The 19,746-nt window shown below is 59.2% G+C and carries 21 protein-coding genes and 1 tRNA gene; 18 read left to right on the top strand and 4 right to left on the bottom strand.

The genetic code is table 11. The features are described from left to right. The first annotated feature begins 15 nt into the window (after positions 1–15). The 15 genes from aspS to HBO05_RS05030 all read left to right on the top strand — a co-directional run bounded on the left by aspS (position 16) and on the right by HBO05_RS05030 (position 12,259). Positions 16–1,791, top strand: a complete 1,776-nt coding sequence (aspS, locus tag HBO05_RS05100) for an aspartate--tRNA ligase (protein WP_172311943.1) — start codon at positions 16–18, stop codon at positions 1,789–1,791. A gap of 135 nt (positions 1,792–1,926) precedes the next feature. Beyond that, positions 1,927–2,673: a YebC/PmpR family DNA-binding transcriptional regulator gene (locus HBO05_RS05095; RefSeq protein ID WP_038442836.1), complete on the top strand. Its 747-nt coding sequence runs from the start codon at positions 1,927–1,929 to the stop codon at positions 2,671–2,673. A 158-nt stretch (positions 2,674–2,831) separates the two neighbouring features. After that, positions 2,832–3,356: a crossover junction endodeoxyribonuclease RuvC gene (gene ruvC / locus HBO05_RS05090; RefSeq protein ID WP_005790910.1), complete on the top strand. Its 525-nt coding sequence runs from the start codon at positions 2,832–2,834 to the stop codon at positions 3,354–3,356. A gap of 63 nt (positions 3,357–3,419) precedes the next feature. Further along, a complete protein-coding gene (ruvA, locus tag HBO05_RS05085; RefSeq protein ID WP_003193868.1) occupies positions 3,420–4,031 on the top strand; it encodes a Holliday junction branch migration protein RuvA in 612 nt (203 codons plus the stop codon). After that, positions 4,032–5,090, top strand: a complete 1,059-nt coding sequence (gene ruvB / locus HBO05_RS05080; RefSeq protein ID WP_029300308.1) for a Holliday junction branch migration DNA helicase RuvB — start codon at positions 4,032–4,034, stop codon at positions 5,088–5,090. A 139-nt stretch (positions 5,091–5,229) separates the two neighbouring features. Then, the gene (gene ybgC, locus HBO05_RS05075; protein ID WP_169954666.1) at positions 5,230–5,685 is read left to right on the top strand and encodes a tol-pal system-associated acyl-CoA thioesterase; all 456 of its coding nucleotides are present in this window, start codon (positions 5,230–5,232) and stop codon (positions 5,683–5,685) included. A gap of 1 nt (position 5,686) precedes the next feature. Further along, positions 5,687–6,382: a protein TolQ gene (gene tolQ, locus HBO05_RS05070; protein ID WP_029300305.1), complete on the top strand. Its 696-nt coding sequence runs from the start codon at positions 5,687–5,689 to the stop codon at positions 6,380–6,382. A gap of 23 nt (positions 6,383–6,405) precedes the next feature. Then, the gene (tolR, locus tag HBO05_RS05065) at positions 6,406–6,858 is read left to right on the top strand and encodes a protein TolR (protein ID WP_162473200.1); all 453 of its coding nucleotides are present in this window, start codon (positions 6,406–6,408) and stop codon (positions 6,856–6,858) included. Then, on the top strand, positions 6,858–7,931 hold the full coding sequence (gene tolA, locus HBO05_RS05060; protein WP_029300302.1) for a cell envelope integrity protein TolA: 1,074 nt from the start codon (positions 6,858–6,860) through the stop codon (positions 7,929–7,931). Before tolR ends, tolA begins: the two co-directional genes overlap by 1 nt. Before the next feature lie 17 nt (positions 7,932–7,948). Next, the gene (tolB, locus tag HBO05_RS05055; protein WP_169851059.1) at positions 7,949–9,229 is read left to right on the top strand and encodes a Tol-Pal system beta propeller repeat protein TolB; all 1,281 of its coding nucleotides are present in this window, start codon (positions 7,949–7,951) and stop codon (positions 9,227–9,229) included. 55 nt (positions 9,230–9,284) lie between these two features. Beyond that, entirely contained in the window at positions 9,285–9,785 is a 501-nt protein-coding gene (gene pal, locus HBO05_RS05050; protein ID WP_029300299.1) for a peptidoglycan-associated lipoprotein Pal, read from the top strand. 6 nt (positions 9,786–9,791) lie between these two features. Beyond that, positions 9,792–10,616, top strand: coding sequence for a tol-pal system protein YbgF (gene ybgF, locus HBO05_RS05045; protein ID WP_169954667.1), 825 nt, complete (start codon positions 9,792–9,794; stop codon positions 10,614–10,616). A gap of 165 nt (positions 10,617–10,781) precedes the next feature. Next, positions 10,782–11,429: a 7-carboxy-7-deazaguanine synthase QueE gene (gene queE, locus HBO05_RS05040; RefSeq protein WP_169954668.1), complete on the top strand. Its 648-nt coding sequence runs from the start codon at positions 10,782–10,784 to the stop codon at positions 11,427–11,429. A 1-nt stretch (position 11,430) separates the two neighbouring features. Further along, positions 11,431–12,120, top strand: coding sequence for a 7-cyano-7-deazaguanine synthase QueC (queC, locus tag HBO05_RS05035; protein WP_170056853.1), 690 nt, complete (start codon positions 11,431–11,433; stop codon positions 12,118–12,120). Positions 12,121–12,183: 63 nt separating this feature from the next. Continuing rightward, positions 12,184–12,259, top strand: a tRNA-Lys gene (locus HBO05_RS05030). A 318-nt stretch (positions 12,260–12,577) separates the two neighbouring features. Here the strand turns inward: HBO05_RS05030 and HBO05_RS05025 are convergent. Continuing rightward, positions 12,578–12,901 (bottom strand): hypothetical protein, encoded by a 324-nt coding sequence (locus tag HBO05_RS05025; protein ID WP_172311941.1) that lies wholly within the window; start codon positions 12,899–12,901, stop codon positions 12,578–12,580. Positions 12,902–13,108: 207 nt separating this feature from the next. Beyond that, positions 13,109–13,915 (bottom strand): hypothetical protein, encoded by an 807-nt coding sequence (locus HBO05_RS05020; RefSeq protein ID WP_172311939.1) that lies wholly within the window; start codon positions 13,913–13,915, stop codon positions 13,109–13,111. A 201-nt stretch (positions 13,916–14,116) separates the two neighbouring features. Here HBO05_RS05020 and HBO05_RS05015 point away from each other — a divergent pair, with 201 nt between their 5' ends. Both HBO05_RS05015 and HBO05_RS05010 read left to right on the top strand, forming a co-directional pair. Then, positions 14,117–14,521 (top strand): antitoxin Xre-like helix-turn-helix domain-containing protein, encoded by a 405-nt coding sequence (locus HBO05_RS05015; RefSeq protein WP_172311937.1) that lies wholly within the window; start codon positions 14,117–14,119, stop codon positions 14,519–14,521. Beyond that, positions 14,515–15,207, top strand: a complete 693-nt coding sequence (locus HBO05_RS05010) for an RES family NAD+ phosphorylase (protein WP_170056856.1) — start codon at positions 14,515–14,517, stop codon at positions 15,205–15,207. The genes HBO05_RS05015 and HBO05_RS05010 overlap by 7 nt, the downstream gene beginning before the upstream one ends. Positions 15,208–15,217: 10 nt before the next feature. Here the strand turns inward: HBO05_RS05010 and lldD are convergent, their stop codons facing one another. Next, positions 15,218–16,360, bottom strand: a complete 1,143-nt coding sequence (gene lldD / locus HBO05_RS05005) for an FMN-dependent L-lactate dehydrogenase LldD (protein WP_170056857.1) — start codon at positions 16,358–16,360, stop codon at positions 15,218–15,220. 108 nt (positions 16,361–16,468) lie between these two features. Between lldD and HBO05_RS05000 the strand changes: the two genes are divergently transcribed. Continuing rightward, complete coding sequence (locus HBO05_RS05000; protein ID WP_169954675.1) at positions 16,469–17,359, top strand: LysR family transcriptional regulator; 891 nt, start codon at positions 16,469–16,471, stop codon at positions 17,357–17,359. An 11-nt stretch (positions 17,360–17,370) separates the two neighbouring features. Here HBO05_RS05000 and HBO05_RS04995 read toward each other — a convergent pair whose 3' ends face one another. After that, positions 17,371–19,740, bottom strand: coding sequence for a TonB-dependent siderophore receptor (locus tag HBO05_RS04995; RefSeq protein WP_169954676.1), 2,370 nt, complete (start codon positions 19,738–19,740; stop codon positions 17,371–17,373). Positions 19,741–19,746: the final 6 nt, after the last annotated feature.

Genomic DNA, 19,746 nt, shown 5'->3' with positions numbered 1-19,746 from the left:
AGTGAAACCACTACCATGATGCGCAGCCACTATTGCGGCCAACTGAACGAGACCCTGGAAGGTCAGGAAATCACCCTTTGCGGATGGGTTCACCGTCGCCGCGACCATGGCGGGGTGATTTTCCTCGATATCCGTGATCGTGACGGTCTGGCCCAGGTGGTATTCGACCCGGATCGCGCCGAGAGCTTCGCCGCCGCTGACCGCGTGCGCAGCGAATACGTCGTGAAAATCACCGGCAAGGTTCGCCTGCGTCCGGCCGGTGCCACCAACGCCAACATGGCGTCGGGCATGATCGAAGTCCTGGGCTACGAGCTGGAAGTGCTTAACGAGTCGGAAACCCCGCCGTTCCCACTCAACGAGTTCTCCGACGTTGGCGAAGAAACCCGCCTGCGTTATCGCTTCCTCGACCTGCGTCGTCCGGAAATGGCCGAGAAGCTGCGCCTGCGCTCGCGCATGACCACCAGCATCCGTCGCTTCCTCGACGAGAACGGCTTCCTCGACGTCGAGACGCCGATCCTGACCCGTGCTACGCCAGAAGGCGCACGTGACTACCTGGTGCCAAGTCGTACCCACGCCGGTAGCTTCTTCGCCTTGCCGCAATCGCCGCAGTTGTTCAAGCAACTGCTGATGGTCGCTGGCTTCGACCGCTACTACCAGATCGCCAAGTGCTTTCGCGACGAAGACCTGCGCGCCGACCGCCAGCCGGAATTCACCCAGATCGACATCGAGACCAGCTTCCTCGATGAAAAAGAGATCATGGGCCTGACCGAAGAAATGATCCGCAACCTGTTCAAGGAAGTGCTGGACCTGGAATTCGGCGAGTTCCCGCACATGACCTTCGAAGAAGCCATGCGCCGCTACGGTTCCGACAAGCCAGACCTGCGCAACCCGCTGGAGCTGGTCGACGTTGCCGACCAGCTCAAGGAAGTCGACTTCAAGGTATTCAGCGGCCCGGCCAACGATCCGAAATGCCGCATTGCCGCACTGCGTGTGCCAGGCGGGGCGAGCATGCCGCGCAAACAGATCGACGACTACACCAAGTTCGTCGGCATCTACGGTGCCAAGGGCCTGGCTTACATCAAGGTCAACGAGCGCGCCAAGGGTGTTGAAGGCCTGCAGTCGCCAATCGTCAAGAACATCCCGGAAGACAAGCTCAATGTGATCCTCGATCGCGTTGGCGCAGTCGATGGCGATATCGTGTTCTTCGGCGCCGACAAGGCCAAGATCGTCAGCGAAGCCCTGGGCTCGCTGCGGATCAAGCTGGGCCACGACCTCGACCTGCTGACCTGCAAGTGGGCACCGATGTGGGTCGTCGACTTCCCGATGTTCGAAGAGAACGACGACGGCAGCTTCAGCGCCCTGCATCACCCGTTCACCGCACCCAAGTGCACGCCGCAGGAGCTGGAAGCCAACCCGGCTGGCGCCCTGTCCCGTGCCTACGACATGGTGCTCAACGGCACCGAGCTGGGTGGCGGTTCGATCCGTATCCACCGCAAAGAGATGCAGCAGTCGGTGTTCCGCCTGCTGGGCATCAACGAAGCGGAACAGGAAGAGAAGTTCGGCTTCCTGCTCGACGCCCTGAAATACGGTGCTCCACCCCACGGCGGCCTGGCCTTCGGCCTTGACCGCCTGGTGATGCTGATGACCGGTGCCCAGTCGATCCGTGAAGTGATTGCCTTCCCGAAAACCCAGAGTGCTGCGGACGTCATGACCCAGGCTCCAGGCGTGGTGGATGCCAAGGCACTGCGCGAGCTGCACATTCGTCTGCGCGAGGCGCCGAAGGCTGAGTAAGGCTGCGGCGTGAAAGCGCGATAAGGTTGTACGCAGTCAAAATGGCGCATCTTCGGATGCGCCTTTGCGTTTAAAAGAGGGAAATCTCGCCTGGGGCGGGATTGAAAGGTTTCTAGAGAATTTCGGAGTTGTGTTATGGCTGGCCATTCCAAGTGGGCGAACATCAAGCACCGCAAAGAGCGTCAGGATGCCAAGAAAGGCAAGATCTTCACCAAGTGGATTCGCGAACTGACCGTCGCTGCCCGCCAGGGCGGCGGTGATCCTGGCTCCAACCCACGCCTGCGCCTGGCGCTGGACAAGGCCCTGGGCGCCAACATGAGCCGCGACATCATCGACCGCGCCGTGGCCCGTGGGGCCGGTGCGGCCGATACCGACGATATGGTCGAACTGACCTATGAAGGCTACGGCCCGGGCGGCGTTGCGGTGATGGTTGAGTGCATGACCGACAACCGCAACCGTACCGCGGCGGCCGTACGCCATGCGTTCAGCAAGTGTGGCGGCAACCTGGGTACGGATGGTTCGGTAGCCTATCTGTTCGAGCGCAAGGGCCAGATTACCTTCGCGCCGGGCACCGATGAAGACGCGCTGATGGAAGCTGCGATGGAGGCGGATGCCGACGACGTGGTGACCAACGAAGACGGCTCCATCGACGTATTCACCTCGTTTGCCGGCTTCTACGCGGTGCGTAACGCCCTGGAAGCGGCGGGTTTCAAAGGCACCGACGCGGAAATCGTCATGCTGCCGACCACCAGCGCCGAACTGGACCTGGACGGCGCGCAGAAGGTGCTCAAGATGCTGGACATGCTTGAAGACCTGGATGATGTGCAGAACGTCTACTCCAACGCCGACATTCCAGAAGACGTGGCCGCACAGCTAGTCTGAAGGCTGGTGTAGACCATAATGTGGGAGCGGGCTTGCTCGCGAAAGCGGTTTGTCAGTCAGTACATGCGTTGACTGAAACACCGCTTTCGCGAGCAAGCCCGCTCCCACATTGGATCTTCGCTGTATCAAAAAATGTGTTTACCCAACCTGCAGGCGTTATGACTTTAATCCTAGGTATCGACCCCGGTTCGCGCATCACCGGCTTTGGCGTGGTGCAGCAGACCCCGCGTGGCTGTATCTACGTGGCGTCGGGATGTATCCGTACCGGCGCCGGGGAGCTGGCCGAGCGTTTGCAGATCGTCTATCGCGGCGTACGTGAAGTGATCCAGACCTACGGGCCGGTGACCATGGGCATCGAAAAGGTATTCATGGCCAAAAATGCCGACTCGGCCCTCAAGCTGGGCCAGGCCCGCGGCGCCGCCATCGTCGCCGGAGCGGAGGAGGGGATGGAAATCGCCGAATACACCGCGACCCAGGTCAAGCAGGCGGTGGTTGGCACCGGCGCGGCGAATAAAGAGCAGGTGCAGATGATGGTCATGCATATGCTCAAACTCACCTCCAAGCCACAGATCGACGCTTCTGACGCCCTGGCCATCGCCATTTGCCATGCCCACACCCGCTCCAGCCTGCTGCCTCACGGCCTTGGCACGGCACGCAGTCGTGGCGGGCGCCTGCGTCTCTGATAGCATCAGCGCAATCGTTATGGTCGGGCCTCGATCTGACCTCAAGCTTTAAGGATCTGAACCGTGATTGGACGCTTGCGCGGCACCCTGGCTGAGAAACAGCCGCCGCACCTGATTCTGGATGTAAACGGGCTGGGGTATGAGCTGGAAGTGCCCATGACCACCCTGTACCGCCTACCGTCGGTCGGTGAACCGATAACGTTGCACACCCATCTGGTGGTGCGCGAAGACGCGCAACTACTCTATGGTTTCATCGGCAAGCGCGACCGCGACTTCTTCCGCGAGCTGATCCGCCTCAATGGCGTTGGCCCGAAACTGGCCCTGGCCTTGATGTCGAGCCTGGAAGTGGACGAGTTGGTACGTGCTGTTTCGGCCCAGGACACCTCGGCGCTGACCAAGGTGCCGGGTGTCGGCAAAAAAACCGCTGAGCGCCTGCTGGTGGAGCTCAAGGATCGCTTCAAAGCCTGGGAAGTGGTGCCAAGCATGTTTGCGCTGGTGCCAAACCAGCCGGATATGCCGGCGGCCCAAGTCGCCAGCGCCGAAAGTGACGCCGTCAATGCGCTGATCTCCCTTGGCTACAAGCCACAGGAGGCCAGCAAGGCAGTGTCGGCCATCAAGGACAAGAACCTGAGCGCTGAAGACATGATCCGCCGAGCCCTGAAGGGAATGATTTAAGTGATTGAAGCTGATCGTCTGATTGCAGCCACCGGCCCTCGCGACCGTGAAGAGGTCCAGGACCGGGCCATCCGCCCCCTGAGCCTTGCCGATTACATTGGCCAGCCCACCGTGCGCGAGCAGATGGAGCTGTTCATCCAGGCGGCACGTGGGCGTGCCGAGTCCCTGGACCACACGCTGATCTTCGGCCCGCCGGGGCTGGGCAAGACTACCCTGGCCAACATCATCGCCCAGGAAATGGGCGTGTCGATCAAGAGCACCTCCGGCCCGGTGCTGGAGCGCCCGGGCGACCTGGCTGCGTTGCTGACCAACCTTGAACCCCATGACGTGCTGTTCATCGACGAAATCCACCGGTTGTCGCCCATCGTTGAAGAAGTGCTATACCCGGCCATGGAAGATTTCCAGCTGGATATCATGATTGGCGAAGGGCCGGCCGCGCGCTCGATCAAGCTCGACCTGCCGCCGTTCACCCTGGTCGGCGCCACCACCCGTGCCGGCATGTTGACCAACCCGTTGCGAGACCGTTTCGGCATTGTTCAACGTCTAGAGTTCTATAGCACTGCTGACCTTGCGACGATTGTCAGCCGTTCGGCGGGGATTCTCGGCTTGCCGCTCGACCCGGAAGGCGCCTTCGAGATTGCCCGCAGGGCCCGTGGCACACCGCGGATTGCCAACCGTTTGTTGCGCCGGGTGCGCGATTTTGCCGAGGTGCGGGCCAAGGGCCATATCACCAAGGCTGTGGCCGACCTGGCGTTGAACCTGCTGGACGTCGATGAACATGGCTTCGACCATCAGGACCGGCGCCTGCTGTTGACCATGATCGAGAAGTTCGATGGTGGGCCGGTGGGCGTGGATAGCCTGGCCGCCGCCATCAGTGAGGAGCGCCATACCATTGAGGATGTGCTGGAACCGTACCTGATTCAACAGGGTTACATCATGCGTACGCCAAGGGGGCGGGTGGTCACGCGCCACGCGTATCTGCACTTTGGGTTAAACATTCCGTCACGATTGGGGGAGATGCCTGTGGTAGACGAATTCCTCGATGCAGTGGACGATTAAAAAAGGCATGGCGGGTCGATTTATTCGGCGTTTGTGCTGTCCTAGTGGCTGGCGTCGTCATTCTTTCGTTAGAAATGCTGCAGAGAATGAAAAACAGTTGCCTGGCCGGATTGGCAACCTGAGGAGTAAGCACTAGAGTATGCGCGCGCAAAACGGGGATCAGTCGTTCGCACATCGCTGTCGCGTTTATTACGAGGACACCGATGCGGGCGGCATCGTGTATTACGTCAATTATCTAAAGTTCATGGAGCGGGCTCGAACCGAGCGGCTACGGGAGCTGGGCTTTGCCCAATCCCAGCTGGCAGGGGAGGACCTGTTATTTGTCGTGCATTCCAGCGAGGCCCGTTACTACGCGCCGGCGCGACTGGACGATGAATTGCTGGTCAGCGCGCAAGTAATCGAATTGAACCGTGCCAGCCTGCGCTTTAAACAGCAGGTCAGGCGGGCAACGGATGCAACGCTGCTCTGTGAGGGGCAGTTCCTGGTGGCGTGTGTGCGCACCAACAGTTTGAAACCCAGGGCCATTCCCGAAACTCTACGTGCGGCCTTTGCCAACGTGAGCGGCGCGGGTCAACAATCAAAGCAGGAGATTTAGCGTGGAACCTACCGTCGTCGACCATTCCTCCATGTGGAGCCTGGTCAGCAATGCCAGTGTCGTGGTTCAACTGGTCATGCTGACCCTGGTAGCCGCATCGGTTACCTCATGGGTCATGATTTTCCAGCGCAGCAACCTGCTGCGCGCCGGTCGACGCGCCCTGGAGAGCTTCGAAGAGCGCTTCTGGTCGGGTATCGACCTGTCCAAGCTGTATCGCCAGGCGGGCAGCAACCCGGACCCGGACTCGGGCGTCGAGCAGATCTTTCGCGCCGGCTTCAAGGAATTTTCCCGCCTGCGCCAGCAGTCCGGCGTCGACCCGGAAGCGGTCATGGAAGGCGTGGCCCGTGCGATGCGCGTAGCGATCTCCCGTGAGGAAGAAAAGCTCGAGCAGAGCCTGCCGTTCCTGGCCACCGTCGGTTCGGTCAGCCCGTATATCGGCCTGTTCGGCACCGTATGGGGCATCATGAACTCCTTCCGTGGCCTGGCAACGGCCCAGCAAGCGACCCTGGCCACCGTGGCCCCGGGTATCGCCGAAGCGCTGATCGCCACTGCCATCGGCTTGTTCGCTGCAATCCCCGCAGTAATTGCCTACAACCGTTTCGCCGCCACCAGCGAAACCCTGATTGGCCGTTACTACACCTTCGCCGATGAATTCCAGGCGATCCTGCACCGTAAAGTGCACACCAGCGAAGAATAAGCAGGTAATTCCCAATGGCTTTAATCGCTCGAGCTCGCAAAAAGCGCAAGCCGGTCGCCGAGATGAACGTAGTGCCTTACATCGACGTGATGCTGGTGCTGCTGGTGATCTTCATGGTGACCGCGCCGATGCTCAATCAGGGGGTGAAGGTTGATCTGCCCAAGGTTTCCAGCGAAGCCTTGCCGCAGGACAACAACACCCAGGTCCTGACCATTTCGATCAAGGCTGACAAGACCTATTACTGGAACCTTGGCAGCGAAGTCGACACCCAGAAGCAACAGGACAAGGCCATGACCTTGCCGCAGATGACCGACGCCGTGACCAAAATCATCCGCGCCGGCAATGAAGGCGGCAAGCACACCCAGGTGTTCATCCGCGGTGACAAGTCGGTCGACTACGGCTCCGTCATGGGCGCCATGGGCGGGCTGCAGAAGGCCGGGGTCGGTAATGTTGGCTTGATTACCGAGGCGCCCTGATGCAGCAACAGCGAGAGCCGTCCGCCTCGGAAAGCTTCTTCTGGCCTAGCGTCTGGGCGATTGCCCTGCACGTTCTGGTGTTTGGCATGCTGTTTGTCAGCTTTGCCATGACCCCGGAGCTGCCGCCAGCCAAGCCGATCGTGCAGGCGACCCTGTATCAGCTGAAATCGAAAAGTCAGGCCACCACCCAGACCAATCAGAAGATTGCCGGTGAGGCCCAGAAGTCGGCTGCGCGCCAGACTGAAGTCGAACAGATGGAACAGAAGAAGGTCGAGCAGGAAGCGGTGAAGGCTGCTGCGGAACAAAAGAAAGACGAGGCGGCTCAAAAGGCCGAAGAATCGAAAAAGGCTGACGAAGCGAAGAAGGCCGACGAGGCGAAAAAGGCTGATGAAGCCAAGAAAGCCGAGAAAGCTGCCGAAGCCAAAAAAGCCGAAGAGAAACAATTGGCTGATATAGCCAAGAAGAAATCTGAAGAAGAAGCCAAGAAAGCGGCTGAAGAAGAGGCCAAGAAAAAGGCCGCTGAAGAAGCCAAGAAAAAGATAGTCGAAGACGCGAAGAAGAAAGCCGCCGAAGACGCCAAGAAAAAAGCTGAAGCAGACGAGGCGAAGAAGAAAATCGCCGATGACGCGAAGAAGAAAGCTGCCGCCGACGCCTCCAAGAAAAAGGCCCAGGAAGCAGCGCGTAAATCCGCCGAAGATAAAAAGGCCCAGGCCTTGGCAGATTTGCTTTCCGACACGCCGCAACGTCAGCAGGCCTTGGCCGATGAACGTGGTGACGAAGTCGCGGGCAGTTTCGACGATCTGATTCGCGCTCGCGCAGCAGAAGGCTGGACACGTCCACCTTCGGCACGCAAAGGCATGACAGTCGTGCTGCAGATCGGCATGTTGCCAGACGGTACGGTGACTTCGGTCAGCGTGGCCAAGTCCAGTGGCGACGGTTCGTTCGACAGTTCGGCGGTTGCAGCGGTCAAGAATATTGGCCGGTTGACCGAGATGCAGGGAATGAAACCAAGCGACTTCGCTCCCTATCGTTCATTCAAGATGACATTCACACCTGAGGATCTAGCCTTGTGAGAAACCTTCTTCGAGGAATGCTTGTCGTTATTTGCTGTATGGCAGGGATAGCGGCGGCGGATGAAAAGAACATCCTGGTAACCAGCGGTAGCGATCGGGCCACCCCGATTGCGGTTGTACCGTTTGGCTGGCAGGGCGGCAGCGTGCTGCCGGACGATATGGCGGAAATCATTGGTAATGACCTGCGCAACTCGGGTTACTACGCGCCAATTCCGAAACAGAACATGATCAGCCAGCCGACCCAAGGCAGCGAAGTGATCTACCGTGACTGGAAAGCCCTGGGCGCCCAGTACCTGATGGTAGGTAGCATCGTTCCAGCAGGCGGTCGCTTGCAGGTGCAATACGCTCTGTTCAACGTGGCCACCGAGCAGCAAGTGCTGACCGGTAGCGTGTCGGGCAGCGTTGACCAACTGCGGGACATGGCGCACTACATTGCCGACCAGTCGTTCGAGAAACTGGTGGGTATCAAGGGTGCGTTCTCTACCCGCATGTTGTACGTGACGGCTGAGCGTTTCTCGGTGAACAACACCCGCTACACCCTGCAACGTTCGGACTACGACGGTGCCCGTGCAGTGACCCTGTTGCAATCGCGCGAGCCGATCCTGTCGCCGCGTTTTGCGCCAGATGGCAAGCGTATTGCCTACGTGTCGTTCGAGCAGAAGCGTCCGCGCATCTTCGTCCAGCACATCGACACCGGTCGCCGTGAGCAGATCACCAACTTTGAAGGCCTGAACGGTGCCCCAGCCTGGTCGCCGGATGGCAATCGCCTGGCATTCGTACTGTCCAAGGACGGTAACCCGGATATCTACGTGATGAACCTCGGTTCGCGCCAGATCACCCGTGTCACTTCCGGCCCTGGTATCAACACCGAGCCGTTCTGGGGCAAGGATGGTTCGACCATCTACTTCACGTCAGACCGTGGCGGCAAACCGCAGATCTACAAGAGCAGCGTTGGCGGTGGTGGTGCGGAGCGTGTGACCTTTATTGGTAACTACAACGCCAATCCGAAGCTTTCGGCGGATGAAAAGACCCTGGTAATGATCCATCGCCAGGATGGTTTCACTAATTTCAAGGTGGCGGCCCAGGATTTGCAGCGCGGAAGCGTAAAAATCCTCACAGATAGCACTCTTGATGAGTCGCCTACTGTCGCGCCCAACGGCACCATGGTAATCTACGCCACCCGCCAGCAGGGCCGGGGAGTCTTGATGCTCGTGTCCATTAATGGACGCGTAAGGCTCCCGCTTCCTACCGCACAAGGCGAAGTCAGAGAACCGTCCTGGTCCCCTTACCTGAACTGACGCGGCGCTACAAAAAGAAGTACTTAACACACTGGGGTTCATTAGGAGTTTCACGATGGAAATGCTGAAGTTTGGTAAGTTTGCTGCTCTGGCTCTGGCTCTGTCCGTAGCCGTTGGTTGCTCGTCTAAAGGCGGCGACAATGCCGGTGAAGGCGCAGCTGTTGATCCAAACGCTGGTTACGGCGCCAACACTGGTGCAGTTGACGGCTCCCTGAGCGAAGAAGCTGCTCTGCGCGCGATCACCACTTTCTACTTCGAATACGACAGTTCGGACCTGAAGCCAGAAGCCATGCGCGCTCTGGACGTTCACGCGAAAGACCTGAAAGGTAACGGCGCTCGCGTTGTTCTGGAAGGCAACACCGACGAACGTGGTACTCGTGAGTACAACATGGCACTGGGCGAGCGTCGTGCGAAAGCCGTTCAGCGCTACCTGGTACTGCAAGGTGTTTCCCCAGCTCAGCTGGAACTGGTTTCCTACGGTGAAGAGCGTCCAGTTGCTACCGGCAACGACGAGCAATCCTGGGCTCAAAACCGTCGCGTCGAACTGCGTAAGTAATTCGTCATGCGAACGTGCCGTCGTGTTGTAACCGTATTGGCTCTCAGCCTTGCACCGCTTGCGGTGTGGGCTGCGGTTCCCGTGGAAGATAGCAACTCTGGCTATAACAATAGTGGGAGCAGCTATCCACCTGCAGGTTATGGCACGAACGGCGCCTATGCGGGGGGAGCGGCCACGGCCGCTCCTTCGGCACAGGGCGAACTGTTCAACCAACTGCAACGCATGCAGGATCAATTGGCGCAGCAACAAGGCACCATTGAAGTTCTGCAAAATGAAGTGCGTCAGCTCAAGCAGGAAGGCCTGGAGCGTTACCAGGATCTTGACCGACGTATAGGAGCCGGTGCTACACCAGCCGCTACTCCTGATAATTCTTCTGCCGGTGGCGCCGCAAGCGCCGCCGGTGGTGCAGCCGCAGGCGCCACTCAGGCCCCTGCCGCCAGCAGCGAACCGGCTGATCCGGCGAAGGAAAAGCTGTATTACGACGCAGCCTTCGACCTGATCAAGGCCAAGGATTTCGACAAGGCCAGCAAGGCGTTCACCGCTTTCCTGGGTCGTTATCCAAACAGCCAGTACGCGGGCAATGCCCAGTATTGGTTGGGTGAGGTCAACCTGGCCAAGGGTGATTTGCAGGGTGCGGGCCAGGCGTTTGCCAAGGTCAGCCAGCTTTACCCCAAGCACGCCAAGGTGCCTGATTCGCTGTACAAACTGGCTGATGTAGAGCGCCGCCTGGGTCATACCGACAAGGTCAAAGGCATTCTTCAGCAGGTAGTGGCCCAATATCCAGGTACCTCTGCCGCCCAGTTGGCTCAGCGTGATTTGCAGCGCTTGTAAGCATTGCTGTCCCGCTTGGAAGAAACCCGCGCCTGTCGCGGGTTTTTTCGTTAGAATCCACGCCCTTTTATGAAATACGCTTTCTGGGGTTCACGCTTTGCCGGGATCCCATGAAGTGCCTGACGGAGGCGGACAGCCTGTTTAGCTGTTACGCCCGTGGCGACTATGCAAGACACATTACGCATCACCGAAGTTTTTTACTCGTTACAGGGTGAAACGCGCACTGCCGGCCTGCCCACAGTATTTGTGCGCCTCACCGGCTGCCCGTTGCGCTGCCAGTACTGTGACAGCGCCTACGCCTTCAGCGGCGGCACCATTCGTACCCTCGACGACATCCTGGAGCAGGTTGCAGGCTTCCGGCCGCGCTACGTCTGTGTAACAGGCGGCGAGCCGCTGGCCCAGCCCAATGCCATTCCTTTGCTCAAGCAGTTGTGTGACGCCGGTTACGAGGTGTCCCTGGAAACCAGTGGCGCCCTGGATATTTCCGCGGTCGATCCGCGCGTCAGCCGCGTGGTTGACTTGAAGACCCCGGACTCCAAAGAAGCGCATCGGAACCGTTATGAGAATATCGAGCTGCTGACCGCCAACGACCAGATCAAGTTTGTCATTTGCTCGCGGGACGACTATGACTGGGCCAACTCCAAGCTGATCCAGTACGGCCTGGACCGACGCGCCGGCGAGGTGCTGTTCTCTCCAAGCCACCATGACTTGAACGCTCGCGACCTCGCAGATTGGGTGGTCGCGGACAATCTGCCGGTGCGCCTGCAATTGCAGCTGCATAAATACCTTTGGAACGACGAGCCAGGACGCTGAAATGACTGAACAAACGACTGATCAAAAACGTGCCGTAATCCTGCTGTCTGGCGGCCTCGACTCCGCGACCGTGGTGGCGATGGCGCGTGCCGAGGGCTATAGCTGCTACACCATGAGCTTCGACTATGGCCAGCGCTCCCATGCCGAGTTGCACGCCGCCGCCCGTGTCGCCCACGACCTCGGCGTGGTGGAGCACAAGGTGATCGGCTTGAACCTCAATGGCATTGGCGGCTCGGCCCTGACCGACAGCTCCATTGACGTGCCTGAGGCGCCCACTGAGGGCATCCCGGTCACCTACGTGCCGGCCCGTAACACCGTGTTCCTGTCGCTGGCCCTGGGCTGGGCAGAGGTGCTTAACGCCCGTGACATCTTTATCGGCGTCAACGCGGTGGATTACTCCGGCTACCCGGACTGTCGCCCAGAGTTCGTCGAGTCGTTCGAGCGCATGGCCAACCTGGCGACCAAGGCTGGCGTAGAAGGGCATGGCTTCCGTATCCAGGCGCCACTGCAAAACCTGAGCAAGGCGCAGATCGTCAAGGCGGGTGTAGGGCTTGGTGTCGACTACTCGCTGACTGTTTCCTGCTACCAGGCGGACAATGACGGTCGTGCTTGTAGGAAATGTGACAGCTGCCGCCTGCGCGCCGAAGGCTTCCAAGCGGCCGGAATTACTGACCCAACGCGTTATTTCTGATTTATTTAAAATAAGGTGTTGAATAATCCTTAGAAATCAGTATTATACGCGCCACCACACAGCGGGTCGTTAGCTCAGTTGGTAGAGCAGTTGGCTTTTAACCAATTGGTCGTAGGTTCGAATCCCACACGACCCACCATTTTTGGCGGTTTAGAAAATCCGGAAGGCCCACGTAAGTGAGGATTTCCGGGTTTTTTTTTGCCTGGGGCAAAAGCACGGGCTCGACGGCTCGCCTGAAGGTTGACACGACATTCGCATCGGCCAGCAGCACCGTCTTCGACTGCGGATGCAACACCCAAGCCATTATTTGTAGCTATCGCCAGGTAAACCCAAGCCGGGTCCACTTTTTCAGAACAGCAGAGGTTATGCCAAGTAAGTAAACTGTGCAGCTGTACTTACTTGGCAGGTGTGCAAGATCAGAATTGATGTCGCATTTTAATACCGCGTCACTAGACAACTAGCACGACGACGCCTTTAAAGTTCCATTACAGTTATTTATGGTTTTTACCTCCGCTGCGGGGCCATTGAAGGAGGTTATGAAATCTCCACCGTTGGCCATACGACAGCTTGCGGTAATCCAGCAAGCGCCCTCGGCGTTGAGTCGCACTACTTGAATGACGCCGGCGTTTCCCGCCGGCACAGTGTCTCCCTTGCTGCAGGACTGATAGGCAGGACTACTCTGCCAGGCATTTTTACATGTGTTGTTGTCTTCAGCATTGGCTGCTTGCATTTGAAGCAGAACTGCAAATGCTAGAAGAAATCCAATGATTGAGCTTTTCATTTTATGATTCCTCTAGATGTGCGTTTCCCCACATGAAACTATGCTCTGGGTTTTTGGGATGTGTCTACTGTCATAGTTGACAGGTTTCATGAGATGTTTGAGGTTTTTTATAATTGTTATGAATAATGTCGGGTGACGTTATAAGTTCGTGCGAAGTGTTTGAGCTTGCTGATGTGAAACCCCGAGAGCCCCGCACCAGCGTTAGGCTCAAGGCTGCTTATGCCCATTCATCCACGGGCTGTAGTCCACCTGCACATACCCCATGGGCAGGCCCTTGGGGTAGTTGGCAAACCCCGGCATCTTTCGCAGGTCCAGCAGTTTGCACTGCGTGACAAGGCGTTGCTGCAACGCGCTATCTACCTTGAAGCCCTGTAAACGGTACGGGCTCTGATTCAGGTTGACCATGCACTCATTCACTTTGCCTTGCGCATCGGCGATGAGGTGGAAGCTGGCGACGCCAATACTCTGGATGTCATGCCCGACAAACAGCTGTTCACGGAAAAAACGTATCTGCCTATACAGGTCGATTCGTGTTTTTTGCAGTTGTTGCTGTTCATCCGAAAGCCCCATCAGAGGGGTGAACACCATGGGCGCGACAATCACCTGGGTGTCCTTGGCGTTGGCGAAGACCTTGGGCGAGATCTCGGGAAAGAGGGTGGTCCAGCACAGTTCAGTCACCAGTTTGGCCAGCTTGGCCTGGCGCAGGTTGTTCTGGCCCTCGTTGGGCAGCAGGGTCCCGCGTTTGGCCGAGCAGTCCACGACGTGGTTCTGCGCGTCGACGGTCATGATCATGTTCATCACCCCCGTCAGCTCGTTTTCATTGGCGGCCAGGGCGTAGCTGCGCAGTATCGTGGTGAAGGTATGGATGAATTTTTCGTCTTTTTGTTGCACCTGTGCCGCCGCCGAGGCCGCCGCCTGCTCTGGCGTTTGGCTCTGGCAACCGGCCAGTGACAGCAGGCTCGCACCGAACAAGGCCAGTAGCCAGCGGGAGGGAGAAGGCGCGTTGAATTCCATTTCTTGGGGGCTCATATACAAATAGACACGGGAAGAGGTAGACGGGAACTATTCTCACCCATCAAACGGTAAAGTGCGATTCGAAATAATTCGACTCTGGCACTGTGCTCTTTGGTTGTAACGGCTGACGTTGCACGGATTTGATCTACAGATTCTATTTGTCTATATTTGAGTCTGTAGATTTATTCTGAGGTGGCAACCATGAGCCTAGCCCTGCAAGCACAGCCGTTTACCCGGGAGCAATGTGTCGCCGGACTCCGGGCGGCCGTGAGCATCCTGGAAAAATGGCAGGCCAGCAGCGACCAGGCCTGCCGCATCCTGCGTATTTCGCGCAGCACTTACACCCGCGCCCGGCAGCGCGAGGCCGCGTGGTCCGTGAGCCTGGATTCCGACCAGATGCAGCGCATCAGCTTTGTGCTGAACATCCATGCCACGCTGCGCATGGTGTTCGATAACCCCGAGAATGTGTACGGCTTCCCTGCAATGGCCAACCACAACAGCTTCTTCAACGGGCGCTCACCCCTGGAGATCATGGCCCAGGGCGACATGATTTCCCTATATGAAACCTTCCGCCGTATCGATGTGCTGCGCGGTGCGCAATGGTGACGGTGAGCCAGTTGGGCGATTTGCCCAGCGGGCCGTTGCAGGCCTATCGCCTGGTCAATTCCAAATTCCCGCCGATTGCGTTGTTTGACGATGTGGCGGATGCCGACGAATTTGAGGCGCTTTATCAGATCCAGGCCCTGACCAACCCGCGGCTGGGCAATGAGCTCGGTCGTATCGAGCTGATACCCCGTAGGGAAATCCCCTTCGGGATTGTGGGATGCTCCTACGCGATTGCGCCGTTCACCCACGTCAATCCGGCCGGATCGCGTTTCAGCGCTGGGGATTTTGGCGTGCTGTACCTGGCGGCCACCATCGAAACGGCGCTGGCAGAGGTGCGTCATCACCAGAACCAGTATTGGTCCGGGGTCCACGGCCTTAACTATGAGCGCTTTGTCTTTCGCGGGTTGTCGTGCAGCTTTGCTGGTGACTCGATGAAGGATGCGGCGTCGGTGCCGATGAGCGATCCGATCTACGACCCTGACGACTACAGCCACGCCCAGCGCTTGGGCGGCGCGCTGAAGAAGGCCGGTTGTCCCGGCCTGCGTTACCTGTCGGTGCGCTCAGAAGGTGATCACTGCTGGGCGTTGCTGACGCCCAGGCCGGTGTCGTCGATTGTCCAGGCCGCCCATTACGAGATGGTCTGGAATGGGCAGATCACCAGTGTCAGCAAAATCAGCGAAGCCTGACGCTGGCGGGTCAGAGCTGCCCGCGCACCAGGATTGACTCATCGATCTGCGCAATCGACGTAACCCCGGTCAGGGTCATGGCCACGCGCATTTCCTTGGCAAAGATCTCCAGCAAATTCTCTACACCGCGCTGGCCATCAGCGGCCAAAGCGTAGGCAGGCGCTCGTCCCAGCAATACGCCCCGGGCGCCGAGGGCGAGCATGCGCACCACGTCCAGCCCTGAACGCACCCCGGAGTCCACCAGCACCGTAAGGTCGCTGCCCACTGCCTGGGCGATCTCGGGCAGGGCCTTGGCGGTGGACAGCACGCCATCGAGCTGGCGACCGCCGTGGTTGGACACGACGATGCCGTCGGCACCGAAGCTCACCGCATCCTTGGCGTCCTGTGGGTCGAGGATGCCCTTGATGATCATCGGGCCTTTCCAGAATTCGCGGATCCACTCCAGGTCTTTCCAACTGATGGAGGGGTCGAAGTTGGTGGCCAGCCAGCCGATGTAGTCTTCAAGGTGGGTCGGCTTGCCGAGGTATTTGGAGATGTTGCCCAGGTCGTGCGGGCGTCCCATCAGCCCCACATCAAACGCCCAGGCCGGTTTGGTCACTGCCTGCAACATGCGTCGCTGGGCGGCGTACGGGCCGGACATGCCGGAGTGGGCATCGCGGTAGCGGGCGCCGGGGGTGGGCATGTCGACGGTGAACACCAGGGTTTTCACCCCGGCGGCTTGCGCACGCTCCAGGGCGTTTTTCATGAAGCCACGGTCTTTCAACACATACAGTTGAAACCAGATCGACTGCGCAGTCTGCGACGCTACTTCCTCGATAGGGCACACAGACACGGTCGACAGGCAAAAAGGAATGCCTTTATTGGCCGCCGCATTGGCCACCTGCACTTCTCCGCGCCGGGCAAACATGCCGGTCAGGCCCACCGGGCTCATGACCACCGGCATCGCCAGCGGTTGGTCGAACAGGGTGGTTTCCAGGCTCAGGCTCTCGACGTTGCGCAGGACGCGCTGGCGCAGGCTGATGTCTGCCAGGTCCGAACTGTTGGCCTTGAGGGTGTGCTCGGCGTACGCGCCACCGTCAATGTAGTCGAACAGGAAACGCGGCAGTTTGCGACGTGCGGCTTCGCGGTAATCCGATGCAGACGAAATGATCATGAACAGTGAGGCCCCGGAATAAAGAAAACGGTGGGTGGAGGATAGTCAAAGGCTTTTCATGGTAAAAACAACTTTTCCAACTTCATTCAAGTCGCAAATGGAATAGTCATGAATCTGCGAACGCTGCGAGCCTTTGTCGAAGTGGTGCGCCAAGGCAGTTTCTCACAAGCGGCCGAGATGGTTTCGCTCACGCAATCGAGTGTCAGCAAAGCGGTCAAGACCCTGGAAGAGGAGTTAGGCACACCGTTGTTCAGCCGCATCGGCCACAAGAACGAACTGACAGCCGCGGGTGAAATTGCCTACCGTCGCGCTCTGGTGTTGCTTGCCGAGCGCAGTGACCTGGTGGCCGAGATCAATGACCTGCTGGGGCTCAAGCGCGGCGTGCTGCGTATTGGCTTGCCGCCGGTGGGCAGTGGTGAACTGTTTGCGGCGATGTTTGCGGTGTACCGCCAGCGTTATCCGCAGATCGAGATCGAGCTGATCGAGCATGGCAGCAAGAAGCTGGCTGAGTGCCTGCAAGCGGGGGAGGTGGATGTAGCCGCGCTACTGGTGCCGGTGGAGGGCGAGTTTGAGTATCAGGACGTGCGCGTCGAGCCATTGATGGTGGTCCTGCCCAGCAGCCATCCATTGGCCGGGCGCGACAGTGTGGATTTTTCCGACTTGTCCGACTCGCCGTTCATACTGTTCGAAGCCGGATTTGCCCTGAACCGCATCATCCTTTCCGCCTGCGAGCGGCGGGGCGTATCGCCGAAGGTTTCGGTGCGCAGCGCCCAGATCGACTTTATCGTCGACCTGGTCGGCGCGGGCCTGGGAGTCGCCTTCCTGCCGCGCATGCTGGCCTACAAGCACCTGCATGCCGGCATTGCCCTGATATCCCTGGATGAGCCCCAGACCGACTGGCATATCGCCCTGACCTGGCGGCGTAATGCTCACTTGCCGCCTGCAGCGCGGGCCTGGCTGGACCTGGCGACCGAGATGGGTAACGTTCCCGCGCGCTAGCACAGCCTGCTTCAGAAGTTGTACTTGAGGCTGGTCATGAAGTTGCGCGGCGCGCCATACACCCCTTCTGAGTACACCCGGGCGTAGTACTCGCGGTCAAAGACGTTGTTGAGGTTGACCGTGGCACTGAGGTTTTTCGAGATATCGTAGCGGGCCATCAGGTTGGCGATGGCATAGCTGCCCTGGTGGTAATAGTGCAAGTCCTCGCCGGTCTTGGTCTGCCAGTTCACGCCACCGCCAACAGTGACTTTGTCGAGCATGCCTGGCAGGCGATAGGAGGTGAAGGTCTTGAGCATATGGCGCGGCAGCGCGGTGACGATGCGCTTGTCATCGGCATCGGTGGTGACGCTGTAGGCATAGCCGGCCGACGCCTGCCAGCCTTCGCCCAGCTCGCCGTTCATTTCCAGTTCGACGCCTTGGGTCTTGGCGCTTTGTTCGATGCGATAGGCCTGGGTGTCGGACTGCCACACCGCCAGGTTGTCTTGCTCAAGCCGAAATAGCGCCAGGCTGGCGTTCAGTTGCTCATCGTAGAAACTGCCCTTGATCCCGACTTCATAACCCTTGCCTTCCAGGGGTGGCAGCGCGCCGCGGTTGATGTCGCGCACGTAGGAGGCTTGCGGGTTGAAGATCTTGGTGTAGCTGGCATACAGCGACCAGTTGTGGTCCAGGTCGTAGACCACCCCGGTGTACGGAATGAACACGCCGGTTTCCCGTTCCTTGACCGAACTGGTTCCGGCGCCATACAGCAGGGTGTTGGTATCGCGCTTCCAGTCGGTCAGCCGCCCGCCGAGGATCAGGCTCAAGTCGTCGCTCAGGTGTAGGCGCGACGTGAGGTAGGCGGCGTATTGTTTCTCGCGGATGCTGCCTTTACCCACCACCGGCGTGGCGGGCTTGGGGGAGTCACCGTTCCAGGTGCGGTAGTCCGGCACCTTGAAGCCGTAGTCCCACAGCCAGTCGTTGTAGTTGGGGGTGTGTTCCTCGTAATCGGTGGCAGTGATGCCGGTGATCAGCTCATGTTCGCGACCGAACGCGGAAAACGGCCCGGTGAAGTAGGCGTCGAGGCTGTCCTGGCGCGGCGTGCCTGACCAGCGCACCGGCAACAACGAGGCGCCTGAGCCGGTGGCCTGGTCGAGACTGCCGATGGTGAACGAAAAGAACTCGTCGAACTTGTTCTCGGTGTGACCGTATTCGATCTTGCCGCTCCAGCCGTTATCGAACTGGTGTTCGATGGAAGTGAAGTAGTTGGTCTGGTCATGGTCGTTATACGACCAGTTCGGCGCACTGTTGAGGGAGCGCTTCATGTGGGTTTTCTGGCCATCGCTGAACAGCGTCTGGTAGCCGCCGCGCAGGGGCGCATCCACCTGGGTCTTCTGGTAGCTGAAGCCGGCAGTCAGCAGGGTGGCGTCGCTGAGGTCGAACTCGGTGATGCCGTAGATCAGTTGTGAATCCTGCTTGAAGCGATCGACCCAGGCCTGCTCGGTCTTGTAGTCCAGCACCAGGCGCCCGCGGATGTTGCCGGTCTCGGTCAGTGGCCCGGAGACATCGACACCGGTGCCATAGCGGTCCCAGCTACCGGCTTCGGCGGTGATGCTCGCCTGGGCTTGGGCCGTGGGGCGTTTGCGAATCAGGTTGATGGTCGCCGAGGGGTTGCCCATGCCGCTGATCAGGCCAGTGGCGCCGCGCACGATTTCCACACGGTCGTACATGGCCGTGCTCTGGGTGTAGTTGTCCATGCGGGTCGAGGTGGGGACGCCGTCGATCTCGAAGTTCTGGATCTGGAAACCACGGGACCAGTAGCTGTCATTCTCGGTCCCCAGGCCGGCGCGGGTCACGGCGATCCCGGGGCTGGCTTCAAGTACATCGGTGAGGTTGTTGAGTTTCTGATCGTCCAGGCGTTGGCGGGTGATCACCGTGACCGACTGTGGGGTTTCTTTCTGGGTCAGGTTGAGCCGCGTAGAACTGCTGGAGGAGTAGGCGGTGTAGGAGCCATTACCTTCACTGGTGGACCCCGGCGCCTTGCCGGAAATGGTGGTACTACTCAACTCCAGGGCGGAGGAGGAGGTTGGGGCCGCCTGTAACTGATAACGACCTTCGCCTACGGGCACGGCGATCAGGCCGGTGTCGGCCAGCAGCAATTGCAATGCCTGGTCGACGGAAAATGTCCCGTTGATGGCCTGGCTGGTTTTGCCGTTGGTAAGGGTGGCATCTCCCGCAAGGTAAATCCCGGCCTGGGCCGAGAGCAGGTTCAGTTGGCTGGCCAGTGGCCCGGCGGCAATCTGGTAATGCTGGTCTTCGGCCCAGGCGGCAGGGCTGAGGCTGCTCAGGGTGATAGCCACCGAATAGGCCAATACGTGCAGCGGGGAATGGGGGCGTAGTGACATCTTGGG

Origin of the sequence: Pseudomonas sp. WS 5079 (assembly GCF_012985465.1) — a bacterium.
Lineage (GTDB): Bacteria > Pseudomonadota > Gammaproteobacteria > Pseudomonadales > Pseudomonadaceae > Aquipseudomonas.
Note: the sequence above shows the minus strand (reverse complement) of the source record. Positions and strands in the feature narration are given on the sequence as shown.